A 26,027-nucleotide genomic window follows, 5' to 3' on the forward strand; every position below is an offset into this window, starting at 1 on the left:
CATGTTCACCGCCGACATTCTCTCGCTCGCGGAGAACATCGTCCGCGATTTCACGACGGCAAAGAGAATGATCTCAACTGCTGAATCCTGCACCGGGGGGCTGATCGCCGGCGCGCTCACCGAAATCTCCGGCTCCTCGGCAGTTGTCGATCGCGGTTTCGTCACCTATACCAATACCGCTAAGATCGAGATGCTCGGCGTTCAGGAACGCACCCTCGAAAGCTTCGGCGCCGTTTCCGAGGAGACTGCGCTGCAGATGGCGCACGGCGCCCTTTTCCGTTCCCGCGCCGACGTCGCGGTCGCCGTGACGGGGATTGCCGGGCCGAGCGGGGGCTCGCCACAAAAGCCGGTCGGACTGGTTCATCTGGTGGCGAAATCGCGCACCGGCCCCCTCATCCGCCGCAAGATGCTCTATGGAGATATTGGCCGCGAAAAGGTCCGTCTTGCATCCGTACAGACCGCGCTGGAAATGCTGATCGAACTCCAGGAAAACCGGGCCTAATCTTGCGCTTGGAACAAAGAGCACTGGCGCCCGTTCCTATGCCGGATTTCATTCCGCAAGGGGTTACGTCGATGAGATATCTGGCCGCAATGGGAGTTGCTTTGAGCCTGGGCTGCGTATCGGCTGCCGAGGCCCCGTCAAACTATCAGACATATCATGGGATCCGCGTCGATTCCGACCCGGTCTTGCTGGCGAAATACGACCGGGCGCTTGGATATTGCCGGTACGAGGCGTTGTCGTGGCGAAGAGGGTCGCCCAATCCGTACAGCCTCGTTTACAACGCGGCCCTGAGAAGTTGCTTGTCCCGGCGAAACTTTATTGATCGGGGGGCATATGCCTATCCGGCAAATCGATACTTCGATCACTTCTTCGATCGGTAAGGCTGTCAGGACACGGCCGTCTGACGGCTACCGGTAGATCGCTTCCGCCCTCTTTTCGAAAGCCTCGGAAAACATGCGGAAGGCGCGGTCGAACATCGAGCCCATCAGCGCACCGAGGATCCGACTCTTGAACTCGTAGTCGATGAAGAAATGGATGGTGCAGCCGTCACCGGCGGCCTCCTCGAAGCGCCAGCGATTGTCGAGATACCGGAACGGCCCGTCGATATATTTGACGTCGATGAAACGCTCCCCCTTGTTGAGCAGCACCTGCGTCGTGAAGGTCTCGCGGATCGCCTTGTAGCCGACGGTCATGTCGGCAATCAGCAAAATCTTGCCGTCGCGCTCCTTGCTGCTGCGTATGCTCAGGCCTTCGCAGAGTGGCAGGAATTCCGGATAGCGCTCCACATCGGCCACGAGGTCGAACATCTGATCGGCGGAGTGCGGGACGCGGTGATGCGTTTCAAATTGCGGCATGATCGGCAGTTAAGCGGGAGAACCGAGAAGATCAAGAAGCTCGCGCATCTGACGGCGTGATTTTAGCTGGAGAACCGGGACATCGGGGCCGTGGGCGGCTATGGCCGCGAGAACCATGGGCGAATGCTTCTTTTCGAAATCCCAGATGTAGCGCAGGAATTCGAGATCGACCTTCTCCCGACAGCCCGGCGTCATTTCCGGCCGTGTACGCCCAATCCACTTCAGCCAGCGGCTGACGGCGCCCCAAACGCATATCAGACGTGGCATGCGGACCCACAGGACAATATCGGTCCGCGGCAGCCGGAGATCAAAGCTCGACGTGTTCGTTCCGTCCATGATCCAGCGATCTCGCTTGATCCGTTCGGCTATCAACGCCCGCTGCTCCGGCCTTGCGCGTTCGACCCAGCCCGGCAGCCAGAAGAACTCGCGATCCATGGAAATGAAGGGCAGGTTGAAGCGCGTTGCGATTTTCCGCGCAAGCGTGGTCTTGCCGCCGCCTGAGCAGCCGATGACGAGTACGCGATCAGCCGTCTTCAGCCGATGGGCGGCATCCCTGACATCGCTCAACCAGGCCATGGCATCCTCCAAGGAAAAGCCGCGGGAGGATCGCCGCGGCTTTCAGAAAATGCAAGCCTTCGTTGATTATTCCGCCGCCATCAGCAGCTTCTTTTCGCGCGCCGCCCTCAATCGGGTGAAGTCGTCGCCGGCGTGGTGCGAGGAGCGGGTGAGCGGGCTCGATGCCACCATTAGGAAGCCCTTGGTGTAGGCGACGGTTTCGTAGGACTTGAATTCATCCGGCGTCACGAACTTCTCGATTTTGTGGTGCTTGCGGGTCGGTTGCAGGTACTGGCCGATCGTCAGGAAATCGACGTCGGCGGTGCGCAGGTCGTCCATCAATTGGAGCACTTCGTTGCGCTCTTCGCCAAGACCCACCATGATGCCGGACTTGGTGAACATCGTCGGGTCCAGTTCCTTCACGCGCTGCAGCAGGCGAATGGAGTGGAAATAGCGAGCGCCTGGACGGACCGTAAGGTAGTTCGACGGCACGGTTTCCAGATTGTGATTGAAGACGTCCGGCTTGGCGGCGACGACGCGCTCCAGGGCGCCCGGCTTGCGCAGGAAGTCCGGCGTCAGGATTTCGATTGTGGTTGCCGGAGATGCGGCGCGGATCGCCCAGATCACTCTCTCGAAATGCTCAGCACCACCGTCTTCCAGATCGTCGCGGTCGACCGAGGTGATGACGACGTGGGAGAGGCCCATCTCCTTCACGGCCTTGGCGACGTTTTCAGGCTCTGCCATGTCGAGCGCGTTCGGCTTGCCGGTCGAGACGTTGCAGAAGGCGCAGGCACGGGTACAGATCTCGCCCATGATCATGAAGGTCGCGTGCTTCTTGTCCCAGCACTCGCCGATATTTGGACATCCGGCTTCTTCGCAGACGGTGACGAGCTTGTTTTCCTTCACGATCGCGCGCGTTTCGGCATAGCCCTTCGAGGTCGGGGCCTTGACGCGGATCCAGTCCGGCTTGCGCATGACTTCCGTATCGGGGCGGTTCGCCTTTTCCGGATGCCGCACGCGCTTGGCGTCGGGATTGATCGTGTCGAGAATCGTTACCATTGCAGTATCAACTTTCCGCCGCCCCATGCGGCTTCGTCATCCGTCTGCACATAAGCGTTTTGCTCGAACCTTACAATTCGAGTCGTGATGGGCATTATCGCCGCACGAGCCGGGCGATGAATATCAGCAGGCATGCGCCGAGGAAGCCAGTGACGAAATAGCCGAGCCGTCCTGCGGCCACCTCGATGTGGAATTGCGCCAGGATGGCGGTCGCGACCACCGAACCGACGATGCCGAGCACGATGTTCAGCACAATACCATATCGCGCTTCCATCAGCTTGCCGGCGAGCCAGCCCGCGAAACCGCCGATGATGATTGCCGCTATCCAGCCGACGCCTTCCATGATTGTCGTTTTCCCTAAGCTATCGCCCTTGCAATCAACACCACGATAATGGCGCCCACTGTGGCGTGAATGATCTGCACGACCAACGCATTTTCAATGCCGAGCGATATACCCAGCGCATTGAACAGAAACCCGCCCACGAACGCGCCGATGATGCCGCTGAGCAGGCAGCGTATCAATCCACCTCCGCCGACGACCAAGCTCGCGAGGAAGCCCGCAACGAGGCCAATCAGGAGGAAGACAAGCCATGCCTGCGTCTCCATGGACATGATGATTTCCTTTCGTTTTTTCTACCTTCGGATAGAGGGTGGAAAGGGAAATTATCAAGCGTTCAACACCCGGCCGTAAGCATCCAGCACGGCTTCCTTCATCGATTCGGAGACGGTCGGATGCGGGAAGATCGTGTGCATCAGTTCTTCTTCGGTCGTCTCGAGGTTCATCGCGACGACAAAGCCCTGGATCAGCTCGGTTACCTCAGCGCCAACCATATGCGCTCCGAGGAGTTCGCCGGTCTTCTTGTCGAAGATTACCTTGCAGAGGCCCTGGTCCTCGCCGAGCGCGATCGCCTTGCCGTTTGCGGCGAAGGAGAAGCGGCCGACGCGGATGTCGCGGCCCAGTTCCTTGGCCCTTGCTTCCGTCAGGCCAACAGAGGCAACCTGCGGCTGGCAATAGGTGCAGCCCGGAACCTTGGTCTTGTCGGTCGGATGAACATTCGGCAGGCCGGCGAGCTTTTCGACGCAGACAACGCCTTCATGTTCGGCCTTGTGAGCCAGCATCGGTGGGCCGGCGACATCGCCGATCGCGTAGATGCCGGGGACGTTGGTCTTGCCATAGCCGTCAGTTACCACGCAGCCGCGGTCCGTCTTCACGCCGAGTGTTTCGAGACCGAGACTCTCGATATTGCCCTGCACGCCGACGGCTGAGATCATACGGTCCGCGGTGATCTGCTGGATCTTGCCGTCAGCCGTCTCGACATGGGCCGTGATGCTGCCGGCGCCCTTCTCGACCTTCGCCACCTTGGCGCTCGTGAAGATCTTCATGCCACGCTTTTCCAGCTGCTTGCGGGCGATGGCGGTCACTTCCGCATCCTCGACGGGCATGATCGTTGGCAGGACTTCGACGACGGTCACATCGACCCCCATCGAGCGGTAGAAGCTCGCGAATTCGATGCCGATGGCGCCCGAGCCCATGACGATCAAGGATTTCGGCAGGAAATCCGGCTTCAGCGCCTCGAAATAGGTCCAGATCAGCTTGCCGTCCGGCTCGATGCCCGGCAGCGCGCGCGGACGGGCGCCGGTCGCAATAATGATATGCTTGGCTGTGTAAGTACCTTCCTGGCTCTTGATGTTCTTAGGCAGCGGATGCTGCGGCTCAACAACCGGCTTGGAAGACTTGGAGACTACGATCTCGCCGGGCTTGGTGATCTTGGCCTCGCCCCAGATCACATCCACCTTGTTTTTCTTCATCAGGAAGCCGACACCGCTATTGAGGCGTGCTGAGACGCCACGCGAACGCGAAACAACGGCCTTCACATCGGCACTGACCTTGCCTTCGAGAACGAGGCCGTAATCTTTCAAATGATTGGAATGGTCGAGAATTTCGGCGGAGCGCAGCAACGCCTTGGTCGGGATGCAGCCCCAGTTCAGGCAGATGCCGCCCAGGTGCTCGCGTTCGACGATCGCGGTCTTCAGACCGAGCTGGCCGGCACGCACGGCGGCGACATAGCCGCCCGGACCGGAGCCGATGATGATGACGTCGTAATTCTCAGCCATGTTTTCCTGCCTTTTTTAACCGGCGAGGCGGGTCAAAAGCACCCACTCGTGTTTCCTGCTGTTTTCGAAAATCGCCGCGGCCTCTGCGCGGGCGGCTTGCGAAAACCCATTCTTCTCGTACAGCGCGAGCGCTGCCTCATTATCACTTGCGGTGATCAGGCTGACAGCCCGCTCTCCCGCTTTCTCGATCTGGTCGCCCAGCAATCGCTTTCCGATTCCAATACCGCGCAGATGGCGGTAGACGGCCAGTGTGCCGATGAACCAGTTTCCGACCGCCTGCTTCTGCAGCGCTATTACCGGCTCCAGCGCAGGACGATCCGCCGCGATCGCTCTGATCTCTTCGCCGAGCGCATAGCCCACCGCCGTTCCGGCAATCTCGCCATAAGCCTCGGCAATCACCGCGTACTGCCAATTTCCCCATGCGCCATCGCGGCTCATCTTCATTCGGCCCCGCTCCAGCGGCGTGTCGGCGCTGCTGCCCGCCACCTCCGTGAACCAAAGCCACGAAGCAAAGCCGTGCGAGCCGATGTCCACGAGGATGGCCAGCTCCGCCGCGTCCCGCCGTTCTGCCGGCCGCAGCGCGGCGAAGGAGGCCATATTCAGAGCCCCAGCATCATCCGTACAGTTGATTCCAGCCCGCGCCCGAGAGCGCGGGTATTTTCCGCATCGAGATGGATGCCGTCGGCCGGTGTCGTCTTCGCGACGGAGTTGGCGTCGAAGAAGCCGCAACCGAGTTCGTCGGCAAGGTCACGATAAAGCGTTGCGAGTTTTGCCGATTCCTCGATACCGCCCGGGAATGAAGCGGCAAAAGGCACATTCCCAGTCGCGCAGATCGCCGGCGGTGCTATGATTAGGATGTCCGGCCCATCGAATTCGAAGGGCCAGGCATGATTGCGGATCAGGCGCACCAGACGGCCGATGCCCTGGCAGGCGGCAAAAGCCGAGCCCGCCACGACCGACTTCATGTCATTGGTTCCGAGCATGATGATGACGAGATCGAGCGGCGCATGCGTCTGCAGGATCGTCGGCAGGACGCGGGCACCGTTGCGGTCGCAATCGGCGAGATGGTCGTCGAAAGCGGTCGTCCGGCCGTTCAGTCCTTCCGGAATAACATGCGCCGCACCGCCAAGCGCTGCCTGGAGCACGCTCGGCCAGCGGTCCTCATAGGCATGCCGCCTCAGCGAAACCGGATCGTAGCCCCAGGTCAGCGAATCGCCATAGCAAAGAACGGTCTTGGTCATTTCCGTCTCCGCTCAATGATCAGACAAGCATGCTCATCGGGTTTTCGATATAGCCCTTGAAGGCCTGCAGCAACTCGGCGCCGAGTGCACCGTCAACGCAACGGTGGTCGGTCGAAAGCGTGATGCTCATCACGGTCGCGATCGCCATTTCGCCCTTCTTGACAACGACGCGCTGCTCGCCGGCGCCAACCGCAAGGATCGTCGCGTGTGGCGGGTTGACGACGGCTGCGAAGTCCTTCACGCCCATCATGCCCATGTTCGAGACCGAGGTCGTGCCGCCCTGGTATTCCTCAGGTTTGAGCTTGCGGTCCTTGGCGCGCTTGCCGAGATCACGCATCTCGTTGGAGATGGCGGACAGCGTCTTTTCTTCAGCCTTGCGGACGATCGGGGTGATCAGCCCGCCTGGAATGGAGACGGCGACGCCGACATCGGCATGCTTGTGCTTGACCATGTTGTTTTCGGTCCAGGACACATTCGCGTCCGGAACGTCTCGCAGCGCGAGCGCCATCGCCTTGATGACCATGTCGTTGACGGAAAGCTTGTAGGCCGGAGAACCATCCTTGCGAGGGGCGGAATCGTTGAGCTGGGCACGAAGCGCCAGAAGCGCATCCAGTTCGCAATCGACGGTGACGTAGAAGTGCGGGATGGTCTGCTTGGATTCCACCAGACGGCGGGCAATCGTCTTGCGCATGCCGTCATGCGGCACCAGCTCGTAGGAGCCCGGCTCGAAGAGCTTGAGGACAGCCTCTTCCGGTGCCCCCTTGGCTGCAGGCGCAGGGGCCGCAGCAACCTGCTGCGCCGCCGCAGCAGCAGCGGGAGCCGCTTTAGCGCCACCACCGGCGACGGCGGCCTCGACATCGCTCTTAACCACACGGCCGCGCGGGCCGGAACCGGCAATTGCGGAAAGATCTATACCGGCTTCCTTGGCCAGACGCCGCGCGAGCGGCGAGGAGAAGGTGCGTGTGCCGCCCTCGCCCTTCGGGGCCGACTGCAGCGGCACCTCAGGGTGAGGGCTCACATTGGCATTTGCGGCAAGCAGGGCAGCGGCGGGCGCGGTGCCTTTCCCTGCCTCATCCCGAGGGGAAGAAGCGCTTTGGGCTTTCACCTCGAAGGACGAGGCAGCAGCCGAACCCGCGCCGCTTGCAGCGGCAGCAACGTCCTCGCCTTCGCCGGCAAGAACCGCAATCAGCGCATTGACCTTGACGCCTTCCGTACCGGCCGGAACGACGATTTTGGCAATCGTGCCCTCATCGACGGCTTCGACTTCCATTGTCGCCTTGTCTGTCTCGATCTCGGCGATCACATCGCCGGACTTGACGGTGTCGCCTTCCTTGACGAGCCACTTGGCCAGATTGCCTTCTTCCATCGTCGGAGAAAGGGCTGGCATCGTGATGTTGATAGGCATCGAAATACCCTCCCCTTGTTATTTGTAGCAGACAGCCTTCACCGCATCGACGACTTCGCCGACATTCGGCAGAGCCAGCTTCTCGAGGTTGGCGGCATAGGGCATTGGAACGTCCTTGCCGGCAATCGTCAGGATCGGTGCATCGAGATAGTCGAAGGCCTGCTGCATGACGCGGGTGGCGATTTCCGTGCCGACGGACGACTGCGGATAGCCTTCCTCGACCGTGACCAAGCGGCCCGTCTTCTTGACCGATTCGATGACGCTCGGCAGATCCATCGGACGGATGGTGCGAAGGTCGATCAGTTCGACGTCGATGCCGAGTTTTTCGAGTTCGGCGGCGGCCTTCGTGGCATAGGTCATGCCAATGCCCCATGAAACGACGGTCGCATCCTTACCTGGACGGTGGATACGGGCCTTGCCAATCGGCAGTACGAAGTTATCGAGCTTCGGCACGTCGAAGTGCTGGCCGTAGAGGATTTCGTTCTCGAGGAAAATGACCGGGTTCGGATCGCGGATGGCGGCCTTTAGCAGTCCCTTGGCGTCCGACGCCGTGTACGGCATGACAACCTTGAGGCCCGGAATGCTCGAGTACCACGCAGCGTAGTCCTGGCTGTGCTGGGCGGCAACGCGGGCAGCCGCGCCGTTCGGGCCGCGGAAGACCATCGGTGCGCCCATCTGGCCGCCTGACATGTAGAGCGTCTTGGCGGCGGAATTGATGATCTGGTCTATCGCCTGCATGGCGAAGTTGAAAGTCATGAATTCGACGATCGGTCGTAGGCCGGCCATAGCAGCACCGACGCCGATGCCGGCAAAGCCGTGTTCGGTGATCGGGGTATCGACCACGCGGCGCGAGCCGAACTCCTGCAAGAGGCCCTGGGTTACCTTGTAGGCGCCCTGGTATTCGGCAACTTCCTCGCCCATGACGAAGACGCTTTCGTCGGCCCGCATTTCTTCGGCCATGGCGTCGCGAAGCGCTTCGCGAACGGTCATCGACACCATCTCGGTGCCTGCCGGGATTTCCGGATCGTTCGGAACGAACGCCTTAGGCTCGGCCGGAACGGGCGCCTGGGCCGCCGGTTTTTCCTCGGCCTGTGGAGCCGGAGCCGGCTGTGCGGCGGGAGCTGCCGCGGAGATGTCTGAAGCCGATTCGCCATCCTGCAGCAGCACGGCGATCTTGGCGTTCACCTTGACATTTTCGGTGCCGGCCGGGACCAGCAGCTTGCCGATCACGCCTTCGTCGACAGCTTCGACTTCCATCGTCGCCTTGTCGGTTTCGATTTCGGCAATCACATCACCGGAAGTGACCTTGTCGCCTTCCTTCTTGAGCCATTTGGACAGCGTGCCTTCTTCCATCGTCGGAGAGAGGGCGGGCATGAGGATATCGATAGGCATGGGTTCCCTCCCCGATTAGAGCAGAATGTCGGTGTAGAGCTCGGATACATCCGGCTCTGGATCGGCCTGGGCAAAATCGGCGCTGTCGGCGACGATATCGCGCACGTCCTTGTCGATGGACTTCAAGTCTTCTTCCGACGCCCAGCCCTTCTCGATAAGGCGCAGGCGCACCTGCTCGATCGGATCGGATTCAGAGCGCATCTTCTGCACTTCATCCTTCGAACGATACTTCGCCGGGTCGGACATCGAATGGCCGCGATAGCGATAGGTCAGCATTTCGAGGATCATCGGACCCTTGCCGGAACGGCAGTACTCGATCGCCTCATCGGCAGCAGCCTTGACGGCGCGCACGTCCATGCCGTCCACCTGCATGCCCGGAATGCCGAAGGACGCGCCGCGCTTGGAGAAATCGGCCTGCGCGGTCGCGCGGGCGGTCGACGTACCCATGGCGTAGCGGTTATTCTCTATCACGTAGATGACGGGCAGCTTCCAGAGCTGCGCCATATTGAAGCTTTCGTAGACCTGGCCCTGGTTGGCCGCGCCGTCGCCGAAATAGGCGACGCTAACATTGTCATTGCCGCGATACTTGTTGGCGAACGCGAGGCCGGTGCCGAGCGAAACCTGGGCGCCGACGATGCCGTGGCCGCCGTAGAAATGCTTCTCCTTGGAAAACATGTGCATGGAGCCGCCCTTCCCCTTGGAATAGCCGCCCCTGCGTCCCGTAAGCTCAGCCATCACGCCGCGCGCGCTCATGCCGGTCGCCAGCATATGGCCGTGATCGCGGTAGCCGGTGATGACCTGGTCGCCTTCCTTCAGCGCGAACTGCATGCCGACGACAACGGCTTCCTGGCCGATGTAAAGGTGACAGAAACCGCCGATGAAGCCCATGCCGTACAGCTGGCCTGCCTTTTCCTCGAAACGGCGGATGAGCAGCATTTCGCGATAGGCCTTAAGTTCGGTATCGCGGTCGAAATCGGCGATAGCCCCGCCATTCGATTGCTTGCTCTGAGGTTTTGCGCTGGTTTTGCGGCTGGAAACGGTCGCGGTCTTTCGCGGCGCCATTCAACCCTCCCTATGGGTTTGTCGTTTCTTAGGTGGGCGTACCATAGGGAAGAAATTTGGCCACAGCAATGCCATAAATGCATGGCACGTATTCTGCTTTAAATAATTGATAAAACTACAGAATTGCCGATTAACCTATTTTCGGTTAATTGGCATAGGAATTGAATATGACAATTTCGTCGGCCCGCGACATGTTCAATTGATAGCGGGCTTTTTCGTCCAGCATGTCCTTGTCGAGCGAGCCATCGCTCAACAGCGCGACTTGCTGCTCCAGATGTTCGCGTTTCGTCCTCAACACCGCAAGCTCACGCTCACGGGCAATTCGGCGCTTCTCGAAGCCTTCCGTGGCCCGGAGACCATAGTCGCCGTGAATGCAGTGATAGCCGAAATAGGAGAGAAAAGCGACAGTCATGGCCGGAATGACGAACCGGCCGATCTTTCTCTTCTTATGATGCTTTGTCCACATTCGCACACGCTCTCAAACGCATTACTTATTTAACGAGCTTACGCCTGAGAGATTAACCGTCCGTTGACTATGAATTTAGAGCAACAAAAAACCCGCGCCGGCAAAGCGCGGGTTCAAGGAACTGATTTTTAAAGGCTATCAGCCACGGATGATCGAGCGGCCGGCGTAGCGAGCCTGCGGACCAAGGCCCTCTTCGATGCGGATCAGCTGGTTGTACTTCGCCAGACGGTCGGAACGCGACAGCGAGCCGGTCTTGATCTGACCGCAGTTGGTCGCGACAGCGAGATCGGCGATCGTGGAGTCTTCGGTCTCGCCCGAGCGGTGCGACATGACGGCGGTGTAGGCTGCCTTGTGCGCGGTGTTGACGGCGTCGAGCGTTTCCGTCAGCGATCCGATCTGGTTGACCTTCACGAGGATCGAGTTGGCGACGCCCATGCGGATGCCGTCGCGAAGGCGCTCCGAGTTGGTGACGAAAAGATCGTCGCCCACCAGCTGCACCTTCTGGCCTGCGAGATCCGTCAGGGCCTTCCAGCCGTCCCAATCGTCTTCAGCCATGCCGTCCTCGATCGAGATGATCGGGTACTTTCCGGCGAGATCGGCGAGGTATTCAGCCATGGCGCCCGGTTCAAGCGTGCGGCCCTCTCCTTCGAGAACATACTTTCCGTCCTTGAAGAATTCCGTCGAAGCGCAATCGAGACCGAGGCAGATGTCATCGCCCGGCTTGTAGCCGGCTTTCTCGATCGACTTCATGATGAAGTCGAGCGCTTCGGGGGCGCTCTTGAGGCCCGGCGCGAAGCCGCCCTCGTCGCCGACATTGGTGTTGTGTCCCTGGGCCGAAAGCTCCTTCTTGAGGACGTGGAAGACTTCCGAGCCCATGCGAACCGCTTCGCGGATCGAATCGGCGCCGACCGGCATGATCATGAATTCCTGGAAGTCGATCGGGTTGTCGGCATGCGCGCCGCCGTTGATGATGTTCATCATCGGAACCGGCAGCAGATGGGCGCTCGCACCACCAACGTAGCGATAGAGCGGCAGGCCGGCAGCCTGGGCGGCAGCCTTGGCGACGGCGAGCGACACGCCGAGGATGGCATTGGCGCCGAGGCGGGACTTGTTCGGCGTGCCGTCCAGTTCGATCATGATGTTGTCGATCTGGATCTGGTTCTCGGCATCGATGCCACCGATCGCGTCGAAGATTTCCGTGTTGGCAGCTTCGACAGCCTTTTCAACACCTTTGCCGAGATAGCGCTTGCCGCCGTCGCGAACTTCGACGGCCTCGTGCGCACCGGTCGAGGCGCCAGAGGGCACCGCCGCGCGGCCCATACTGCCGTCTTCGAGATAGACATCGACTTCAACGGTCGGATTGCCACGGCTGTCGAGAATCTCGCGGGCGATAATGTCGGTAATTGCAGTCATGATCTCTTCCTGCTCGGTGGGTGATAAATCGTTCGAAGCCTGTTTAATCGAAGGCACGCAAATTACAATGCCACACCGACGACACACGGCATGGCATGGCCTATAACCCGAATATGTCAGGCTTTTGAAGGCCACTCGCCACCCCATCGCTCCCCTGCCCGCGAACTTGCTCCGGCGTTTCGGAACCTCTGGTTTTGAAAATAACACCTGTCCCTTTCGATCTGGTTGTAAATTTATCGGTCAGTAACCAATCAATATTACAATTAATACTCAGCGAGGAAATACTGCCCCGCTTTCCGGCAAGTAGTATTGCATGATGCGCTTCCTCGTGCGGTCCAAATCCGCCTGATAATGCGGACCTTCCCAATTTCAGGTCCCTCGGAATTTCCAGAATAATTTCGAACGAACAGCATCTGTTCGCTATTCAATCCATGGGGCGCAGGATGAAACTCAATATTGCACGCAGTCTTGCTATCTTCGCGATGGTCGTCGCCGCGGGATTGATCGCTTCGATCGGCATACAGAATTATGCCTTCAATAAGCTGCGGGTGAACGGCGAGATGTACAAGCAAATCATCTACGGCAAGGATCTCGTCGCCGATATTTTGCCGCCGCCTCTCTACCTCGTTGAGTCTTACATGCTTGCGCTCGAAGCGGTGCAGCGCCCTGACGTTGCCAAGAAGAACGTCGACCGCATCGAACATGTCCTGAAGCCCGCCTACGAGGACCGCCGCAAATATTGGCAGGCGACCGCGCTCAGCTCGGACCTTAAGGAGAAGCTCCTGAACGATGTCCTTGTCAAAGGCGACGTGTTCTGGAAGGTGATGCAGGAGGAACTCGCGCCGGCCATCGTCAAGAATGACTCCGCAGTCATTCCGGCCTCCTTCGAAAAGCTTGCGACCAATTTCCATATCCACGAAAACGCCGTCAACGAACTCGTCGATATGGCGAACGCCTTCCTGGCGTCCGCTGAAAAGGACGCCGCCGAACAAACGCGCATCCTTTCGGCTATTACGCTCGCGGCTGCCGCAGTCTCGCTTTGCCTGCTTCTTGGCGGCCTTTACGTCTTCCGCCGCCGCGCCATCGTGCCGCTCTCGGCGATGCGCGACTATATGGCGATCCTTGCCGGCGGCGACTATTCGAAGGATGTGCCCTTCAGCCGCCGGGCCGACGAGATCGGGGAGATGGCGCGTGCCGTCACCGTCTTCCGCGAATCCGCCGAAGAGCGGAACAATATCCGCGCCCGCCAGGATGCCGAACGTCAGGCCCAAGCACAGCGCGATGCGGCGCTTGCCGCTGCCAAGGCAGACGAGGAAGCCCTACGCGAGGGTGTCATCGCCAGCCTGAGCCGTGGTCTGGAACGGCTCTCCGGCGGCGATCTCACGGTCCAGCTTAGCGAGCCTTTCGACGCCGCCTACGAGAAGCTGCGCGAGCAGTTCAATTCGAGCGTCCGCACGCTTTCCGGAGCGATGAAGGAAATCTCGACCGTGACGAATGCAGTAAGGACCGGTTCGGGCGAAATCGCATCGAGCACCGACGATCTGGCCCGGCGAACCGAGCATCAAGCCGCCTCACTGGAGCAGGCGGCCTCGGCGCTCGACCAGATCACGGTCACCGTCAAGAACTCGTCGGAACGGGCAAATGAAGCCAACGCGATGATGGCGGCGACGAAGGAAAGCGCCAGCTATTCGGCAACCGTCGTGCACGAGGCGGTCGCTGCGATGGAGAAGATCGAGACATCATCTACGCAGATCGGCGAGATCATCAACGTCATCGACGAAATCGCCTTCCAGACCAACCTGCTCGCGCTCAACGCGGGCGTGGAAGCCGCCCGAGCGGGCGAGGCCGGAAAGGGATTTGCGGTCGTTGCACAGGAAGTGCGCGACCTAGCCGGCCGCTCCGCCAATCTGGCGAAGGAAATCAAGCAGTTGATCGAGACGTCTTCCAGCCAGGTTTCAGCCGGCGTTGCCTTGGTCAACCGCACCGGTGAAGCGCTCAGCAATATCGATCAACAGGTTCTGAAGGTCACCGCGCTGATCGAGTCGATCGTGCGTTCCTCTGCCGAACAAACGACCGCTCTTCTGGAAGTCAACGCCGCCGTCAACACTATGGACAGCGTCACGCAGCAGAACGCGGCGATGGTTGAACAGACAAGTGCCGCCTGCCGCGAGCTCGGTGACGAGGCGATAAACCTCAACCACCTGCTGGCCCGTTTCCTTCTCGACGACGTATCGGCATCCGCCGCGTACTCAAGCCAAGGGATGGCGCTCGCCGGTTGACGGCGGGCACCTTCCGCCAGTTTCAGGCCGCCTTGGCAACGGCGTCGATGGCCAGCAGCTTTTCCAGAAGCCGCGGCATGTCGTTCAAATACACCATGTTGGGGCCGTCGCAGGGAGCATTGTCCGGATCCTGGTGGGTCTCGATGAAGACACCTGCAACACCGACTGCAACCGACGCCCGCGCCAGCGTCTCGACGAACTGGCGCTCCCCGCCCGACGTCGTGCCCTGGCCGCCGGGCTGCTGTACGGAATGGGTCGCATCGAAGATGACCGGAGCCCCCATGGCCGCCATGATCGGCAGCGAGCGCATGTCCGAGACCAGCGTATTATATCCGAAGGACGCGCCACGCTCACAAAGCAGAACATTCGGATTGCCGCTCTGATTTAGCTTGGCGAGAACATTCTTCATGTCCCAGGGAGCGAGAAACTGGCCCTTTTTGACGTTGATGACACGGCCGGTCTTCGCGGCTGCCACAAGCAGGTCCGTCTGACGGGAGAGGAAGGCCGGGATCTGCAAGATGTCCACGACCTCTGCGACCAGCGCGCATTGCTCTTCCGAATGGATATCTGTCAGAACCGGAATGCCGAGTTCCTTCTTGAGGTCGGCGAAGACTTCCAAGCCCTTCTCTAGACCGATACCGCGTTTGCTCGACAGCGAAGAGCGGTTCGCCTTGTCGAAGGAAGTCTTGTAGACAAGCCCGATGCCGAGATTGCCACAAAGCTCCTTGAGCGTGCCCGCAACCATAAAGGCATGGTCGCGGCTCTCCATTTCGCATGCGCCGGCGATCAGCGACAGCCTGCCATTATTGGAAAATACGACGCGTCCGGCACCTTCACCGACTGCGACTTCGGAATTCGTATTGCTCATTGGGTCTCCTCGAAGGCGAAGATTGCACCTTGGCCGGGCGCGGGCTTCACCAGGATTCTGTTGTTCTTGCGTGTATAGGGCATCCCGTTATCAGCCAAAAGCGCTTCTGTCACGGCAAGATCGGTGGTGTGGAAAACGATAGCGCTGCCTCTCAGTCCCTTATCCACGGTTAACGGCAGCGAATCGAAATAAGCCTCCATCCCTTCCGGCGACAGCAGACTGATCCTGGCGTTCGCTGCCGCGATCGCCACGCCAAATGGTGTCCGCTCCATTTCCGTCGTAGACGCGGCCAACTGAAGGAACGAGCCGAAGGCTTCGGGCTCCGGCGCGCTCAGCGCGATCTCCGAGATGCCGGTTGCACCGTTCCCATGCTTTTCCAGCGCGCTGCGATCAGCTGGAAAGGCGTTGATGCGCTGGCAGTCAAAGAGGAAGAAATCCGGCGCCCGAAGATCGGCGGCAAAGGCAAGCTTGAAAGTGCCTGTCGATTGCGACCCGTCCGGCATCTTGATCAGGCGCGAAAACTCCAGCATGGCGCCGCCGCTCTTTCTCGCACGCACGAAATGAGCATGATCGGCGTCGGCGTCCTCCGTGCTGAATGCTGCCGCAGAGAACCCGTCATTGCCGCACCGGAAACGAAAGGCCTGGTCGCGCGCCACAAAGACGTTTCCGTGCCGCACTGACTCTTCACATTCTTTCGCGCTCGCGACGCCAAGCGGCTCGAGATAGGTCTTGTCGGCGAAGAAAACACAAGCGTTCACCGTGCCGAAAGGATGACGACCCTCGGCGGCAACCGTGAACCCCAATCGTCCCAGCCGCTCCCGCGCGAGATCGATGTTGGTGACCGGTAGAACAAGATGATCCAACGGATGCAGCATGGCGTCAGGTCTCCATTTCCTGTGCTGAAGATGTGTGCCGCTATGTGGTCAATGCAAGCTGAAAGCGCTGATCCGGCAAACAAAAGTTTCCGAAAATGAACGCAGTTGAGATGAAGTTTTACGAAAATTTAGGTACTTGCGGAACACATATGGAACATATAGTGTCTGTTCTGGCTTTGTTTCACGAATCTGAGGTTAAACTTCGATGCTGACACGCAAACAACAGGAGCTTCTCCTCTTCATTCATGAGCGTATGAAGGAGTCCGGCGTTCCGCCGTCCTTCGACGAAATGAAGGATGCGCTGGATCTCGCGTCCAAGTCCGGCATCCACCGGCTGATTACCGCCCTGGAAGAGCGCGGTTTCATTCGTCGCCTACCGAACCGCGCCCGAGCCCTTGAAGTGATCAAGCTGCCGGAGGCCTATAGCCCGAGCATCCAGCCCCGCCGCGGCTTTTCGCCGAGCGTCATCGAGGGCAGCCTCGGCAAGCCACAGCCTGCGGCCGCCGCGCCGAAGCCGGCGAACGAAGATAGCAACAGCTCTATTTCGGTTCCCGTTATGGGCCGTATTGCGGCAGGCGTGCCGATCTCGGCGATCCAGAACAACACCCACGACATCAACGTTCCGGCCGATATGCTCGGCTCCGGCGAACACTACGCGCTTGAGGTGAAGGGCGATTCGATGATCGAGGCTGGCATCTTCGATGGCGACACGGTCATCATCCGCAACACCAGCACCGCCAATCCCGGCGACATTGTCGTGGCACTGGTCGATGACGAGGAAGCGACGCTGAAGCGGTTCCGCCGCAAGGGTGCGTCCATCGCCCTTGAAGCGGCAAACCCGGCCTATGAGACGCGCATCTTCGGACCGGATCGCGTAAAGGTTCAGGGTAAGCTCGTTGGCCTTATCCGCCGCTACCATTGAGCGGCAGCGCGTCGCCGCCCAAGGCGCCGCTGCGCCAATCATAGGCGTGACGGGGCGATTGCGTTTCTCGAAGCGGTTGTTCAAAGCGCGGTTCGACGACGCCGGTTTTCCGCAGGGTTTGATCTGCGAAATGCACGGCGCCGGATCGGCAGGGCGCCGAACCTAAGCCTTACCCGCGTGACGACGATGTCCGAGGTATCGCACGAGTTAAGATAGGCGGCATTTTCGAGCACCGTCAGCGCGGAACCGTTTGAGTTTGCCGTACACTAGGCTTTCTTGACGCAGGAGAAATGGCCGGCCGCGGCACCGTTCCGCATCGCATTTCTTGCCTCTCCGCTGCCGCGGTGAGTAATTTCGCTTTCCTTTCGTCTTTCGCAGGTTGCAGCAGCCTCACGGCCGCTCACCACTTGCAGGCCGAAAGCCTGGGAATGCCGCGGAAATGCGAAGCTCATCGTTTTCAACTCCGGCATGCACCCAGCCCGCCGACAACCCTCTGAATACAACCAGAATGCAGCCCTAAGGGCGTTTCAGCAACAATAATCGATTGAAAACAGAGCAAAAAAATGGATTGCAAAAAGCCGAATTAAATCATTGGCTTCCGCTATGCGCCTCCGGCATCGCAGGAGTGTCTAAAAGTTGATACTGCGATGCACAAAATGGCGCCACGGTAACTTGGCATTGGCGCCGTGATCATATAGCTATCGGAGAGGACGCTTAACCCTATGGCGCTTTTATGGCGCCGCCGCCAGTTTGGAGGATCAGCATGACGGATCAAAGCGCAACAATCAAAATCGGCGACAAAACCGCCAATCTTTCCGTGAAAAGCGGAACGATCGGACCGGATGTCATCGATATTGGTGCACTCTATAAAAACACCGGCTCCTTCACGTACGATCCTGGTTTCACCTCGACCGCTTCCTGTGAATCGAAGATCACCTATATCGACGGCGATGAAGGCATTCTGCTGCATCGCGGCTACCCGATCGAACAGCTTGCCGAACATGGCGACTTCCTCGAAGTCTGCTATCTACTGCTTTACGGCGAATTGCCAACGGCTGCCCAGAAGAAGGATTTCGACTACCGCGTCACGCATCACACTATGGTGCACGAGCAGATGTCTCGCTTCTTCACCGGCTTCCGCCGCGACGCCCATCCGATGGCCGTCATGTGCGGCTGTGTCGGCGCTCTGTCTGCCTTCTACCACGACTCGACAGACATCACCGATCCGCATCAGCGTATGGTCGCAAGCCTGCGCATGATCGCCAAGATGCCGACTATCGCGGCCATGGCCTACAAGTACTATATCGGCCAGCCTTTCGTTTATCCGAAGAACGATCTCGACTACGCCTCGAACTTCCTGCGCATGTGCTTTGCCGTACCGTGCGAAGAATATGTCGTGAACCCGGTCCTCTCGCGCGCCATGGACCGTATCTTCATCCTGCACGCCGATCACGAGCAGAACGCCTCGACCTCGACAGTTCGTCTCGCCGGCTCTTCGGGTGCCAACCCGTTCGCCTGCATCGCGGCCGGCATTGCCTGCCTCTGGGGCCCGGCACATGGCGGTGCCAACGAGGCGGCGCTCAACATGCTTTCGGAAATCGGCTCGGTCGAGCGCATTCCGGAATATATCGCCCGCGCCAAGGACAAGAATGACCCGTTCCGCCTGATGGGCTTCGGTCACCGTGTCTACAAGAACTACGATCCGCGCGCCAAGATCATGCAGAAGACGACGCATGAGGTTCTCGCCGAGCTCGGTCACAAGGACGATCCGCTTCTCGAAGTCGCGATGGAGCTGGAACGCATCGCGCTGACCGACGAATACTTCATCGAAAAGAAGCTCTACCCGAACATCGACTTTTATTCCGGCATCACGCTGAAGGCGCTGGGCTTCCCCACGACGATGTTCACGGTGCTCTTTGCGCTGGCCCGCACGGTCGGCTGGATCGCCCAGTGGAACGAGATGATCGAGGACCCCCAGCAGCGCATCGGCCGTCCGCGCCAGCTCTATATCGGCGAACCGTTGCGCGACTACGTTCCGGTTTCGAAGCGCTAAGCCGCTTCCGCCCGAAAAGAAACCCGGTCAGAAACGGCCGGGTTTTTTCTTGTCCAGTATGTCGGAAACGATATCCGCCGCTTTCTCGCCCGGCGGCTTTTCCGTCTGCATGCGCTGCCAGACAAGCTCGAAACCTTCGAGCATTGCGCGCCGCTGAAGCGTGTCGCTGGAAAGGCGCTCCATCCAGCGCGCCAGGCTCGCGCCACGAACGACCTCGTTAATATATTCCGGGACGACGGCATAGTCGGCGATCAGATTCGGGATTGCGCCTGTCCACGTCTTGATGCGCCGCGTCATCATCGTAATGATCCAGTCTGTCTTATAGACTGAGACAGTCGGCACGCCTGTAAGTGCAAGCTCGAGGATCACAGTCCCCGAGGCAGCCATTGCCGCATCGGCCTCTGCGAAAGCCCGCCATTTCTGTTCATTGCCGGTCAGGATCTCAGGTTTGGTTTCCCAGTCCTTCACGAGGTTGCGAACCATCGATTCCCTGCGGCTGACGGTCGGCATGAGAAACCGCATTGTGCCACTGCGGGCGACGAGCTCATTGACGGCATCGCGAAAATAGGGAAGCAGTTTTGTGATCTCCGACGAGCGCGAGCCGGGGAGCAGCATGATCGTTTTCCCGCCCTCCGCGTCGGTCTTGAGCCTTTCTGCCCGGCCGCGCCTGGCGGCAATCAAATCCGCATCCGCCGTTAGCCGGTGACCGACATAGGTCGTTTGCGGTCCACCGAGCTGCTCCATCACCGCCGGTTCGAACGGCAGAACGGCCAGCACATGGTCGACATAACCGAGCATCTGCTGGGCGCGATATTCCTTCCACGCCCAAACGCTGGGACAGACGTAATTGACGACTGGGAGTTCCGGCAGGGCTTCGCGAACACGTTTGGCAACGCGATGGGTGAAATCCGGGCTGTCGATGACGACCAGAATATCGGGCCTTGCCGCAATGATTGCAGCCGTCGTCTGCCTGATGCGGGTGACAAGCTTCGGCAATTTTCCAAGCACCTGCGTGATGCCCATGATCGAAAGCTCGGAGAAGTCGAAGAGCGATTTCAGCCCCTGTGCCTCCAGCGCGTCGCCGCCGACACCCACAAGTTCAATCCCGGCATGCCTGCGCTTTAGTGCAGCCACGAGATCGGCGCCGAGAAGGTCTCCGGAAACCTCGCCTGCCACGATCGCGATCTTCATCTCAGCCCCCATGACGGCAGGCCGCGATCGAGCCCGCAGACAAAAAGCCCGGCTTGGTCGGCTGCCTTGATTACAGCCCGGCGATCCAGCACGAGAGCACGTCCCGCCTCGATGGCAATTCCCGCCAAGCCCGCCGCCTTGGCATTCGTCACCGTGGAGAGGCCGATCGACGGAAGGTCGGCGCGGACATCCTGCTGCGGCTTGCAGAGCTTGACCAGCACGCCACGGCGGCGCGGAGATATACGCCCGGCGGCCCGCAGTGATGCGACGCGCTCAAGCATGCCGTCGGTCCCTTCCGCGCCTTCGAGCGCCACGATGCGCCCCCCCACGGAGACTGCGCCCTGCCCGACATCGAGCGCACCAAGCGCTTCGGCGGCTGCTGCCGCCTTCAGGATATCGATCTTGTCGTCGTTCCCCGGCGACATGGTGCCGATCGGCCCGACGGCCGCCAGCAGGTCGGGGGCAATATCCTGCGCGCCGATGACGCGGCGGCCGTCATCCTCGATAAGCTTGATGACCATCTGCAACACCGTATCGTCGCCGCCCGAAAGCAGCGTGCGCACCACACCCGGCATCTTTACGACCGTCCGCCAGGTTGGCCGCACTTCCCGCCATTCGGGGCGACGGCGAACGCCGCCGGACATGACGACGCGGGTGATGTTGTTGCGCTTGAAAAGTTCTGCCAGCGCCGACAAATCACCGACGCCGATGACTGCATGGTCATAGCCCTCCCATGACCGGTCGAGCTCGCCCTTCAGCGAAATCACGAATGGATCCTCGCCAGCTGCCCGCGCCGCCTCGGCGACATAAGAGGGCAGAAGACCGTTTCCCGCAATGATCGCCAGACGGCCTTTGTCGGTATCATCGGCGGGAGACAAGGTCAGCCTTTCTGCCCTCGCGTCGGCGATGACAGCGCGCGGTCGCTTTCCGCGGCAATGAAATCGAGGATCTGCATCACCGGCTCGCAATCGGCGTATTCGTCGCGGATCGCTGACGCGTTGTCGCGGATCGAGCCTGATCCTTCAAAAATCGCCTTGTAAGCGCGCCGCACCGTATGGATGACAGCGCGATCAATCCCGGCGCGCGTCATGCCGACGACGTTAAGACCACCCAGCAAACCGGGATTTCCATTGAGCATCCCATACGGAATGACATCGTAGCTGACAGCCGAAAGGCCGCCGACGAAGGCCTGGCGGCCGACGCGCGTGAACTGATGCACGGCCGATCCGCCGCCGAGAATGACCCGATCCTCGATCGTCACATGCCCGGCGAGCATGACATTGTTCGACATGATGACATGATTGCCGACGCGGCAGTCATGGGCGACATGAGAATTGGCGAGAAACAGGTTGTTGTCGCCTACGATTGTCTTGCCGCCGAAATCGGCGGTGCCGGTATTCATCGTCACGCCTTCGCGGATGGTACAATTCTCGCCCACCGTCAGCGTCGTCTCCTCGCCGCCATGGTGGACGCTCTGGGGGTCGCCGCCGATGACCGCCATCGGGAAAATCCGGGTGCCTTTGCCGATCTCGGTTCTACCCGTCACCACGACATGCGCTAGCAGTTCGGCATTGTCATGAAGAACAACCTTCGGACCGACATGGCAGAACGGACCGACGGTCACGCCTTCCCCGATGACGGCGCCATCCTCGACAACGGCCATGGCATGGATGCGGGCGCTCCCTGCGATCGTGCTCATGCCTCGTCCTTACGAAGAATCATCGCGCCGATATCAGCTTCCGCGGCCAATGCGCCGTCGACCTTGGCGTCGCAATGGAACTTCCAGATATTACCGCGTTGCTTCTGCTTCTTCACATGAAATTCGACCCTATCGCCCGGGATGACGGGTTTGCGGAAACGTGCATTGTCGATGGTCATGAAATAGACGAGGTTACCGCTCGTTCCATCCTTGCGCGCGCAGATCGCACCCGCCGTCTGCGCCATGCCTTCGATCAGCAGCACACCCGGCATGATCGGCGACTCGGGAAAGTGGCCGGTGAAATGAGGCTCGTTGGCAGTGACGTTCTTGATGCCGATCGCGGAATCATCGCCGTCGATCTCAATAATCCGGTCGACCAGCAAAAACGGATAGCGGTGCGGCAGAAGCTTCATGATCTCCATGATGTCCGCCGAAGCAAGCGTCTCCTTGACCCCTTCAGTCATTCTTGATCTCCCGTTTTATGAGCCCGAGCGCTCGCCCGCGCCATTATCTCCGCCGACTCTCGAAGAAAATCCTTTACCGGACGCGCTGGAATGCCGCCATAACGCTCACCGGCAGGAATGCTCTGAATGACGCCGCTCTTTGCCGCGATCTGTACGCCATCGCCAATCGTAATATGGCCATTAATACCTGTCTGGCCGCCGATCTGCACGCCATTTCCAATAACCGCACTGCCGGCGATACCGACCTGCGAAACGATCGCGCAATGACGCCCGATCCTGACGTTGTGGCCTATCTGCACCTGGTTGTCGATCTTCGTTCCCTCGCCGACAACCGTGTCGTCCATCGTGCCGCGATCGATCGTCGTGTTCGCGCCGATCTCGACATTGTCCTGGATGATGACCCGGCCGATCTGAACGATCTTGATCATTCCTCTGGGGCCTGGCGCATATCCGAAACCATCCTGGCCAATACGCGCACCGTTGTGCACGATCACGCCATTGCCCAAAAGCGCGCATATCACGCTGGCACCGCCGGCGATCGTGCAATCGCGGCCGATCTTGACACCGGGACCGATAAGCGCGCCGGCACCGATCCGTGTTCCTTGACCGATTTCCGCATTCGCGCCGATGACAGCAAAAGGCTCGACGATCACGCCCGATTCCAGCCGCGCCGTCGGATCGACAGCCGCAGTCGCCGCGATCTCTGCTGTCGAAGACATTGTTGGCAGCGGCTGCAGAGCAGTTGGATGGAGATGCCCGCCTGCCATCGCAAAAGCGGCATGGGGATTCTTCGACAAGAGAACCGGAATATGAGGAGGTACCGCCGACCTTATCGCGGGCTCGCAAAGAACTGCCGACGCCCGACAGGTTTCAAGCTCGGCACGGCTCCTGCGTGAGATGATATAGCAAAGATCACCGGCCTTCGCACGGCTGACCGGCGACACCGATCGGATAAGGATGTCGCCATTTTCGGGATCGGCAAGTTCCGCCCCGAGATATTGCGCCAACTCCGAAAGTTTGACGCCGTCGCGGGGCGGAAAGAAATTGTTCTGCTCCACCGGCAAAGCTCCAGTCTTCGATTCTGGATTGCCGATATCAGAATTGGTTGTTGATGCCAAACTTGAAGTACTGCGTTTGGTCGTAATCTTCCTTCACGACTGGAATCGCGTAGTCGACGCGCAGCGCGCCGAACGGCGACTGCCAGACAAGGCCAACACCGACGGACGCACGAAGTGCCGCGCTATCGCCTCGCACGAATTCTGGCGAACTCACGTCAACATCATTTCCAAACAATGTTCCCGCATCAGCGAAGACCGCGCCACGAAGGCCAAAGTCACGCGGGAATCCGGGCATCGGGAAGGTCGCTTCCGCCGACACGGTAAAATAAGTCGTTCCTCCGAGCGGATCATCCGGTCCGCCACCAACGCGAGGACCGATACCCTTGTTTTCGAAGCCGCGGATGTCGTTGTTGCCCAATGTGAACTGGTCGAAGATGTTTAGGTCCTTGCCGATACCGACAACATGGCCCGCGCCGGCCGCAACAGAACCAATGATATCGGCATCGTCAGCCAGCAGATGATAATAACGCGCCTTCCCGTAGATCTTGTAAAACTGCGAGTCGCCACCCAAGCCCGCAATCTCCTGCGTCAACGTCGCGTATATACCCTCGCGCGGGAGCGTCATGTCATCGAGCGTGTTATAGGTCAGCGTATTGGAAATCGATGAACGGATCCAAGGCCCATCGTTCACAAGGTCCTGGTAGGGCGTCGAAAGATCGGACAGATCGTTGCCATCGGCGTCGTAGTCCATCCGCTTGAAGTTGTAGCGGAACGTCGTCGCCAGGTCCTCGGTGATCGGCGCGGTCGCGCGGAGAACGACGCTATCTTCGGTATAGTCGTAATTGTCGTTGCTCGAGGTTTCGCTGTGATTGAGGTCGAAACCGGTCGCAAGGCGATAACCGAGGAAGTAAGGCTCGGTGAAGCTCAAACCATAACTCTGCGAGCCTTCGACACCGCCACCGGCAGAAACCCTGATATACTGGCCGCGACCCAGGAAGTTCTTTTCTTCGATGGACGCTTCCAGGATCAGACCGTCGCCGCCTGCGGCGTAACCGGCACCGATACCGAACGAACCCGTCGACTGATCCTGAACATCTACGATGACAACGACGCGGTCAGCCGAGCTGCCGGGCGCGGTCGAGATATTCACCGACGAGAAGAAGCCGAGCGCTTCGAGACGGCGCTTCGCCTTGGTGATCATCTGCTGATTGAAGGCGTCGCCTTCGCTCATGTCGAATTCGCGGCGGATGACGTAATCGCGCGTGCGGCTGTTGCCGCGGATTTCGATGCGCTCGATGTAGGCACGCTCACCCTGGTCGACGAGGTATTCGACACCGATCGTATTGTTGCCGAGGTCGCGGTTACCGCGCGGCGTCACGCGGGCGAACGGATATCCTGCCGAAGCCACCTGATCCGAAATGGCTTCCATGGACCTCTGGACGTCCTTGGCGCTGTAGACTTCGCCTTCACGCGTCTCCACTAGGCCTTGAAGCTGCTCGCCGGACACGCCTTCTACGGTCGACTGTACGGTTACCGGACCGAAGTCGTAACGCGGGCCTTCCTCGATATTGAAGGTCAGCGTGTACTTATTCGTGGCTTCGTCAAAAGTAGCATCCGAAGAGATGATCTTGAAGTCGGCATAGCCGCGGTTGAAATAGAACTGGCGCAGCGCCTCTTCGTCGGCATGCAGGCGATCTTCGCTGTAAACGTCCTTGCGGGTCAGGAACGAGAGGAAGTTCGAGCGCTTGGTGCTAATGACGGCAGCTAGACGACCGGTACTGTAGGCATTGTTGCCCACGAAATTGATGGCTGCGATCTTCGTGCGATCGCCCTCATCTATGACGAAAGCGAGGTTGACGCGGCCTTCGCCAAGCGGAACGACCTGCGTCGTGACCTGCACTTCGCTGCGGCCCGTTGCCGCGTAAGCTTCCTTGATCGCTGCGATATCGGCCTGGATCAGCGCATCGTTGTAGGGACCGGAGGCATGCGTCTGCACAACCGAGGCCAGCTTGTCGTCCTTGACCTTGCGGTTGCCGTTGAAAACGACCTGGTTGACGAGCTGGGCTTCCTCGACAGTCACTACCAGCGTGCTGCCGGAGACGGAGATCTTGACATCGGAGAAGTACCCCGTGCCGTACAGCTGCTTTACCGAGTCATCGATGTCGGTATTCGAGAAGTTCCTGCCTGGGGCAATGGTGAGATTGGACCGGACTGCCTCAGCGCCAACGCGGCTTGCTCCACGCACATCGATCCGCTGAATAACGGCTGCTTCCGCAGCCGTCGCAGAGACGATAGTAATTGCGCTTGCGCCCGAAGCAACAATACCTGCAGACAGCGCAACCGCCGATACTGCGTTCAAAAATCTTGAACCAGCCTTCATTTCACCCATTACCTTTTTTCTCGTCCCCGTCGCCAGGCGAACCCGATTCCGGCACGTGTGTCGTTTTACCCGCTTTTGCCCTACAAGCAAGGCAGCAAGTTAATTTCTGTTTACTTCATTTCGAAGCGTGACCCATTCGCCACTACAGCTTTGAAACATCGTAAATAAACGGTA

At 59.6% G+C, this 26,027-nt stretch carries 26 protein-coding genes; 5 read left to right on the plus strand and 21 right to left on the minus strand.

What is annotated here, in order from left to right:
* The first annotated feature begins 1 nt into the window (after position 1).
* Positions 2-502 (plus strand): CinA family protein, encoded by a 501-nt coding sequence (locus BLP23_RS23215; protein WP_092587132.1) that lies wholly within the window; start codon positions 2-4, stop codon positions 500-502.
* 71 nt (positions 503-573) lie between these two features.
* On the plus strand, positions 574-882 hold the full coding sequence (locus BLP23_RS34685; protein WP_092587343.1) for a hypothetical protein: 309 nt from the start codon (positions 574-576) through the stop codon (positions 880-882).
* Between the two features lie 27 nt (positions 883-909).
* Here BLP23_RS34685 and BLP23_RS23225 read toward each other — a convergent pair whose 3' ends face one another.
* The 13 genes from BLP23_RS23225 to eno all read right to left on the minus strand — a co-directional run bounded on the left by BLP23_RS23225 (position 910) and on the right by eno (position 12,064).
* A complete protein-coding gene (locus BLP23_RS23225; protein WP_092587133.1) occupies positions 910-1,356 on the minus strand; it encodes a type II toxin-antitoxin system RatA family toxin in 447 nt (148 codons plus the stop codon).
* A 9-nt stretch (positions 1,357-1,365) separates the two neighbouring features.
* Positions 1,366-1,932 carry an AAA family ATPase gene (locus BLP23_RS23230; protein WP_092587134.1) on the minus strand — a complete coding sequence of 189 codons (567 nt, stop codon included), beginning with the start codon at positions 1,930-1,932 and terminating at the stop codon, positions 1,366-1,368.
* A gap of 66 nt (positions 1,933-1,998) precedes the next feature.
* A complete protein-coding gene (gene lipA, locus BLP23_RS23235) occupies positions 1,999-2,970 on the minus strand; it encodes a lipoyl synthase (protein WP_022715512.1) in 972 nt (323 codons plus the stop codon).
* 94 nt (positions 2,971-3,064) lie between these two features.
* Positions 3,065-3,313, minus strand: a complete 249-nt coding sequence (locus tag BLP23_RS23240; RefSeq protein WP_092587135.1) for a GlsB/YeaQ/YmgE family stress response membrane protein — start codon at positions 3,311-3,313, stop codon at positions 3,065-3,067.
* Positions 3,314-3,327: 14 nt separating this feature from the next.
* Positions 3,328-3,582, minus strand: coding sequence for a GlsB/YeaQ/YmgE family stress response membrane protein (locus BLP23_RS23245; protein ID WP_092587136.1), 255 nt, complete (start codon positions 3,580-3,582; stop codon positions 3,328-3,330).
* 54 nt (positions 3,583-3,636) lie between these two features.
* Positions 3,637-5,085, minus strand: coding sequence for a dihydrolipoyl dehydrogenase (gene lpdA, locus BLP23_RS23250; RefSeq protein ID WP_092587137.1), 1,449 nt, complete (start codon positions 5,083-5,085; stop codon positions 3,637-3,639).
* A gap of 15 nt (positions 5,086-5,100) precedes the next feature.
* Positions 5,101-5,682, minus strand: coding sequence for a GNAT family N-acetyltransferase (locus BLP23_RS23255; protein WP_092587138.1), 582 nt, complete (start codon positions 5,680-5,682; stop codon positions 5,101-5,103).
* 2 nt (positions 5,683-5,684) lie between these two features.
* Complete coding sequence (locus BLP23_RS23260) at positions 5,685-6,326, minus strand: SGNH/GDSL hydrolase family protein (RefSeq protein WP_092587139.1); 642 nt, start codon at positions 6,324-6,326, stop codon at positions 5,685-5,687.
* Positions 6,327-6,345: 19 nt separating this feature from the next.
* Positions 6,346-7,731 (minus strand): pyruvate dehydrogenase complex dihydrolipoamide acetyltransferase, encoded by a 1,386-nt coding sequence (locus BLP23_RS23265; RefSeq protein ID WP_092587140.1) that lies wholly within the window; start codon positions 7,729-7,731, stop codon positions 6,346-6,348.
* A gap of 18 nt (positions 7,732-7,749) precedes the next feature.
* Positions 7,750-9,123, minus strand: coding sequence for a pyruvate dehydrogenase complex E1 component subunit beta (locus BLP23_RS23270; RefSeq protein WP_092587141.1), 1,374 nt, complete (start codon positions 9,121-9,123; stop codon positions 7,750-7,752).
* A 15-nt stretch (positions 9,124-9,138) separates the two neighbouring features.
* On the minus strand, positions 9,139-10,185 hold the full coding sequence (gene pdhA / locus BLP23_RS23275; protein ID WP_092587142.1) for a pyruvate dehydrogenase (acetyl-transferring) E1 component subunit alpha: 1,047 nt from the start codon (positions 10,183-10,185) through the stop codon (positions 9,139-9,141).
* A gap of 145 nt (positions 10,186-10,330) precedes the next feature.
* Positions 10,331-10,651: an FtsB family cell division protein gene (locus BLP23_RS23280; protein WP_092587143.1), complete on the minus strand. Its 321-nt coding sequence runs from the start codon at positions 10,649-10,651 to the stop codon at positions 10,331-10,333.
* Positions 10,652-10,789: 138 nt separating this feature from the next.
* On the minus strand, positions 10,790-12,064 hold the full coding sequence (eno, locus tag BLP23_RS23285; RefSeq protein WP_092587144.1) for a phosphopyruvate hydratase: 1,275 nt from the start codon (positions 12,062-12,064) through the stop codon (positions 10,790-10,792).
* A gap of 443 nt (positions 12,065-12,507) precedes the next feature.
* Here eno and BLP23_RS23290 point away from each other — a divergent pair, with 443 nt between their 5' ends.
* Positions 12,508-14,343 (plus strand): methyl-accepting chemotaxis protein, encoded by a 1,836-nt coding sequence (locus tag BLP23_RS23290; protein WP_092587145.1) that lies wholly within the window; start codon positions 12,508-12,510, stop codon positions 14,341-14,343.
* A gap of 22 nt (positions 14,344-14,365) precedes the next feature.
* On the opposite strand, the gene kdsA is transcribed toward BLP23_RS23290, so the two are convergent.
* Both kdsA and BLP23_RS23300 read right to left on the minus strand, forming a co-directional pair.
* Positions 14,366-15,211 carry a 3-deoxy-8-phosphooctulonate synthase gene (gene kdsA, locus BLP23_RS23295; RefSeq protein ID WP_092587146.1) on the minus strand — a complete coding sequence of 282 codons (846 nt, stop codon included), beginning with the start codon at positions 15,209-15,211 and terminating at the stop codon, positions 14,366-14,368.
* Positions 15,208-16,086 carry a VOC family protein gene (locus BLP23_RS23300; RefSeq protein ID WP_092587147.1) on the minus strand — a complete coding sequence of 293 codons (879 nt, stop codon included), beginning with the start codon at positions 16,084-16,086 and terminating at the stop codon, positions 15,208-15,210. Before BLP23_RS23300 ends, kdsA begins: the two co-directional genes overlap by 4 nt.
* Positions 16,087-16,291: 205 nt before the next feature.
* Here BLP23_RS23300 and lexA point away from each other — a divergent pair, with 205 nt between their 5' ends.
* Together lexA and gltA are read left to right on the plus strand one after the other, a co-directional pair.
* Positions 16,292-17,008, plus strand: a complete 717-nt coding sequence (gene lexA, locus BLP23_RS23305) for a transcriptional repressor LexA (protein WP_092587148.1) — start codon at positions 16,292-16,294, stop codon at positions 17,006-17,008.
* 763 nt (positions 17,009-17,771) lie between these two features.
* Positions 17,772-19,061 (plus strand): citrate synthase, encoded by a 1,290-nt coding sequence (gene gltA, locus BLP23_RS23315; RefSeq protein WP_022715495.1) that lies wholly within the window; start codon positions 17,772-17,774, stop codon positions 19,059-19,061.
* Between the two features lie 27 nt (positions 19,062-19,088).
* Here the strand turns inward: gltA and lpxB are convergent, their stop codons facing one another.
* From lpxB to bamA, 6 genes are read right to left on the minus strand one after another with little or no spacing between them, the layout of a single operon-like run.
* Positions 19,089-20,264, minus strand: a complete 1,176-nt coding sequence (gene lpxB, locus BLP23_RS23320) for a lipid-A-disaccharide synthase (RefSeq protein ID WP_092587150.1) — start codon at positions 20,262-20,264, stop codon at positions 19,089-19,091.
* Complete coding sequence (locus BLP23_RS23325) at positions 20,249-21,130, minus strand: LpxI family protein (RefSeq protein WP_092587151.1); 882 nt, start codon at positions 21,128-21,130, stop codon at positions 20,249-20,251. Before BLP23_RS23325 ends, lpxB begins: the two co-directional genes overlap by 16 nt.
* A gap of 2 nt (positions 21,131-21,132) precedes the next feature.
* Positions 21,133-21,951, minus strand: coding sequence for an acyl-ACP--UDP-N-acetylglucosamine O-acyltransferase (gene lpxA, locus BLP23_RS23330; protein ID WP_092587152.1), 819 nt, complete (start codon positions 21,949-21,951; stop codon positions 21,133-21,135).
* Positions 21,948-22,415 carry a 3-hydroxyacyl-ACP dehydratase FabZ gene (fabZ, locus tag BLP23_RS23335; protein ID WP_022715492.1) on the minus strand — a complete coding sequence of 156 codons (468 nt, stop codon included), beginning with the start codon at positions 22,413-22,415 and terminating at the stop codon, positions 21,948-21,950. Before fabZ ends, lpxA begins: the two co-directional genes overlap by 4 nt.
* Positions 22,412-23,473, minus strand: a complete 1,062-nt coding sequence (gene lpxD / locus BLP23_RS23340) for a UDP-3-O-(3-hydroxymyristoyl)glucosamine N-acyltransferase (protein WP_092587344.1) — start codon at positions 23,471-23,473, stop codon at positions 22,412-22,414. Before lpxD ends, fabZ begins: the two co-directional genes overlap by 4 nt.
* A 37-nt stretch (positions 23,474-23,510) precedes the next feature.
* Entirely contained in the window at positions 23,511-25,853 is a 2,343-nt protein-coding gene (bamA, locus tag BLP23_RS23345; RefSeq protein WP_092587345.1) for an outer membrane protein assembly factor BamA, read from the minus strand.
* Positions 25,854-26,027 lie beyond the last annotated feature (174 nt).

Origin of the sequence: Rhizobium mongolense subsp. loessense (genome assembly GCF_900099775.1) — a bacterium.
In the GTDB taxonomy this organism is placed as follows: Bacteria; Pseudomonadota; Alphaproteobacteria; order Rhizobiales; family Rhizobiaceae; genus Rhizobium; species Rhizobium loessense.

Coding starts and splice junctions, on each gene's coding strand:
- lpxB (WP_092587150.1), bottom strand. CDS start 20,264: ATGGGGGCTGAGATGAAGATCGCGATCGTGGCAGGCGAGGTTTCCGGA.
- fabZ (WP_022715492.1), bottom strand. CDS start 22,415: ATGACTGAAGGGGTCAAGGAGACGCTTGCTTCGGCGGACATCATGGAG.
- lpxA (WP_092587152.1), bottom strand. CDS start 21,951: ATGAGCACGATCGCAGGGAGCGCCCGCATCCATGCCATGGCCGTTGTC.
- BLP23_RS34685 (WP_092587343.1), top strand. CDS start 574: ATGAGATATCTGGCCGCAATGGGAGTTGCTTTGAGCCTGGGCTGCGTA.
- BLP23_RS23245 (WP_092587136.1), bottom strand. CDS start 3,582: ATGTCCATGGAGACGCAGGCATGGCTTGTCTTCCTCCTGATTGGCCTC.
- BLP23_RS23225 (WP_092587133.1), bottom strand. CDS start 1,356: ATGCCGCAATTTGAAACGCATCACCGCGTCCCGCACTCCGCCGATCAG.
- kdsA (WP_092587146.1), bottom strand. CDS start 15,211: ATGAGCAATACGAATTCCGAAGTCGCAGTCGGTGAAGGTGCCGGACGC.
- BLP23_RS23270 (WP_092587141.1), bottom strand. CDS start 9,123: ATGCCTATCGATATCCTCATGCCCGCCCTCTCTCCGACGATGGAAGAA.
- BLP23_RS23280 (WP_092587143.1), bottom strand. CDS start 10,651: ATGTGGACAAAGCATCATAAGAAGAGAAAGATCGGCCGGTTCGTCATT.
- pdhA (WP_092587142.1), bottom strand. CDS start 10,185: ATGGCGCCGCGAAAGACCGCGACCGTTTCCAGCCGCAAAACCAGCGCA.
- gltA (WP_022715495.1), top strand. CDS start 17,772: ATGACGGATCAAAGCGCAACAATCAAAATCGGCGACAAAACCGCCAAT.
- BLP23_RS23255 (WP_092587138.1), bottom strand. CDS start 5,682: ATGGCCTCCTTCGCCGCGCTGCGGCCGGCAGAACGGCGGGACGCGGCG.
- lexA (WP_092587148.1), top strand. CDS start 16,292: ATGCTGACACGCAAACAACAGGAGCTTCTCCTCTTCATTCATGAGCGT.
- BLP23_RS23215 (WP_092587132.1), top strand. CDS start 2: ATGTTCACCGCCGACATTCTCTCGCTCGCGGAGAACATCGTCCGCGAT.
- BLP23_RS23230 (WP_092587134.1), bottom strand. CDS start 1,932: ATGGCCTGGTTGAGCGATGTCAGGGATGCCGCCCATCGGCTGAAGACG.
- BLP23_RS23240 (WP_092587135.1), bottom strand. CDS start 3,313: ATGGAAGGCGTCGGCTGGATAGCGGCAATCATCATCGGCGGTTTCGCG.
- eno (WP_092587144.1), bottom strand. CDS start 12,064: ATGACTGCAATTACCGACATTATCGCCCGCGAGATTCTCGACAGCCGT.
- BLP23_RS23265 (WP_092587140.1), bottom strand. CDS start 7,731: ATGCCTATCAACATCACGATGCCAGCCCTTTCTCCGACGATGGAAGAA.
- BLP23_RS23300 (WP_092587147.1), bottom strand. CDS start 16,086: ATGCTGCATCCGTTGGATCATCTTGTTCTACCGGTCACCAACATCGAT.
- lpdA (WP_092587137.1), bottom strand. CDS start 5,085: ATGGCTGAGAATTACGACGTCATCATCATCGGCTCCGGTCCGGGCGGC.
- bamA (WP_092587345.1), bottom strand. CDS start 25,853: ATGAAGGCTGGTTCAAGATTTTTGAACGCAGTATCGGCGGTTGCGCTG.
- lipA (WP_022715512.1), bottom strand. CDS start 2,970: ATGGTAACGATTCTCGACACGATCAATCCCGACGCCAAGCGCGTGCGG.
- BLP23_RS23290 (WP_092587145.1), top strand. CDS start 12,508: ATGAAACTCAATATTGCACGCAGTCTTGCTATCTTCGCGATGGTCGTC.
- BLP23_RS23260 (WP_092587139.1), bottom strand. CDS start 6,326: ATGACCAAGACCGTTCTTTGCTATGGCGATTCGCTGACCTGGGGCTAC.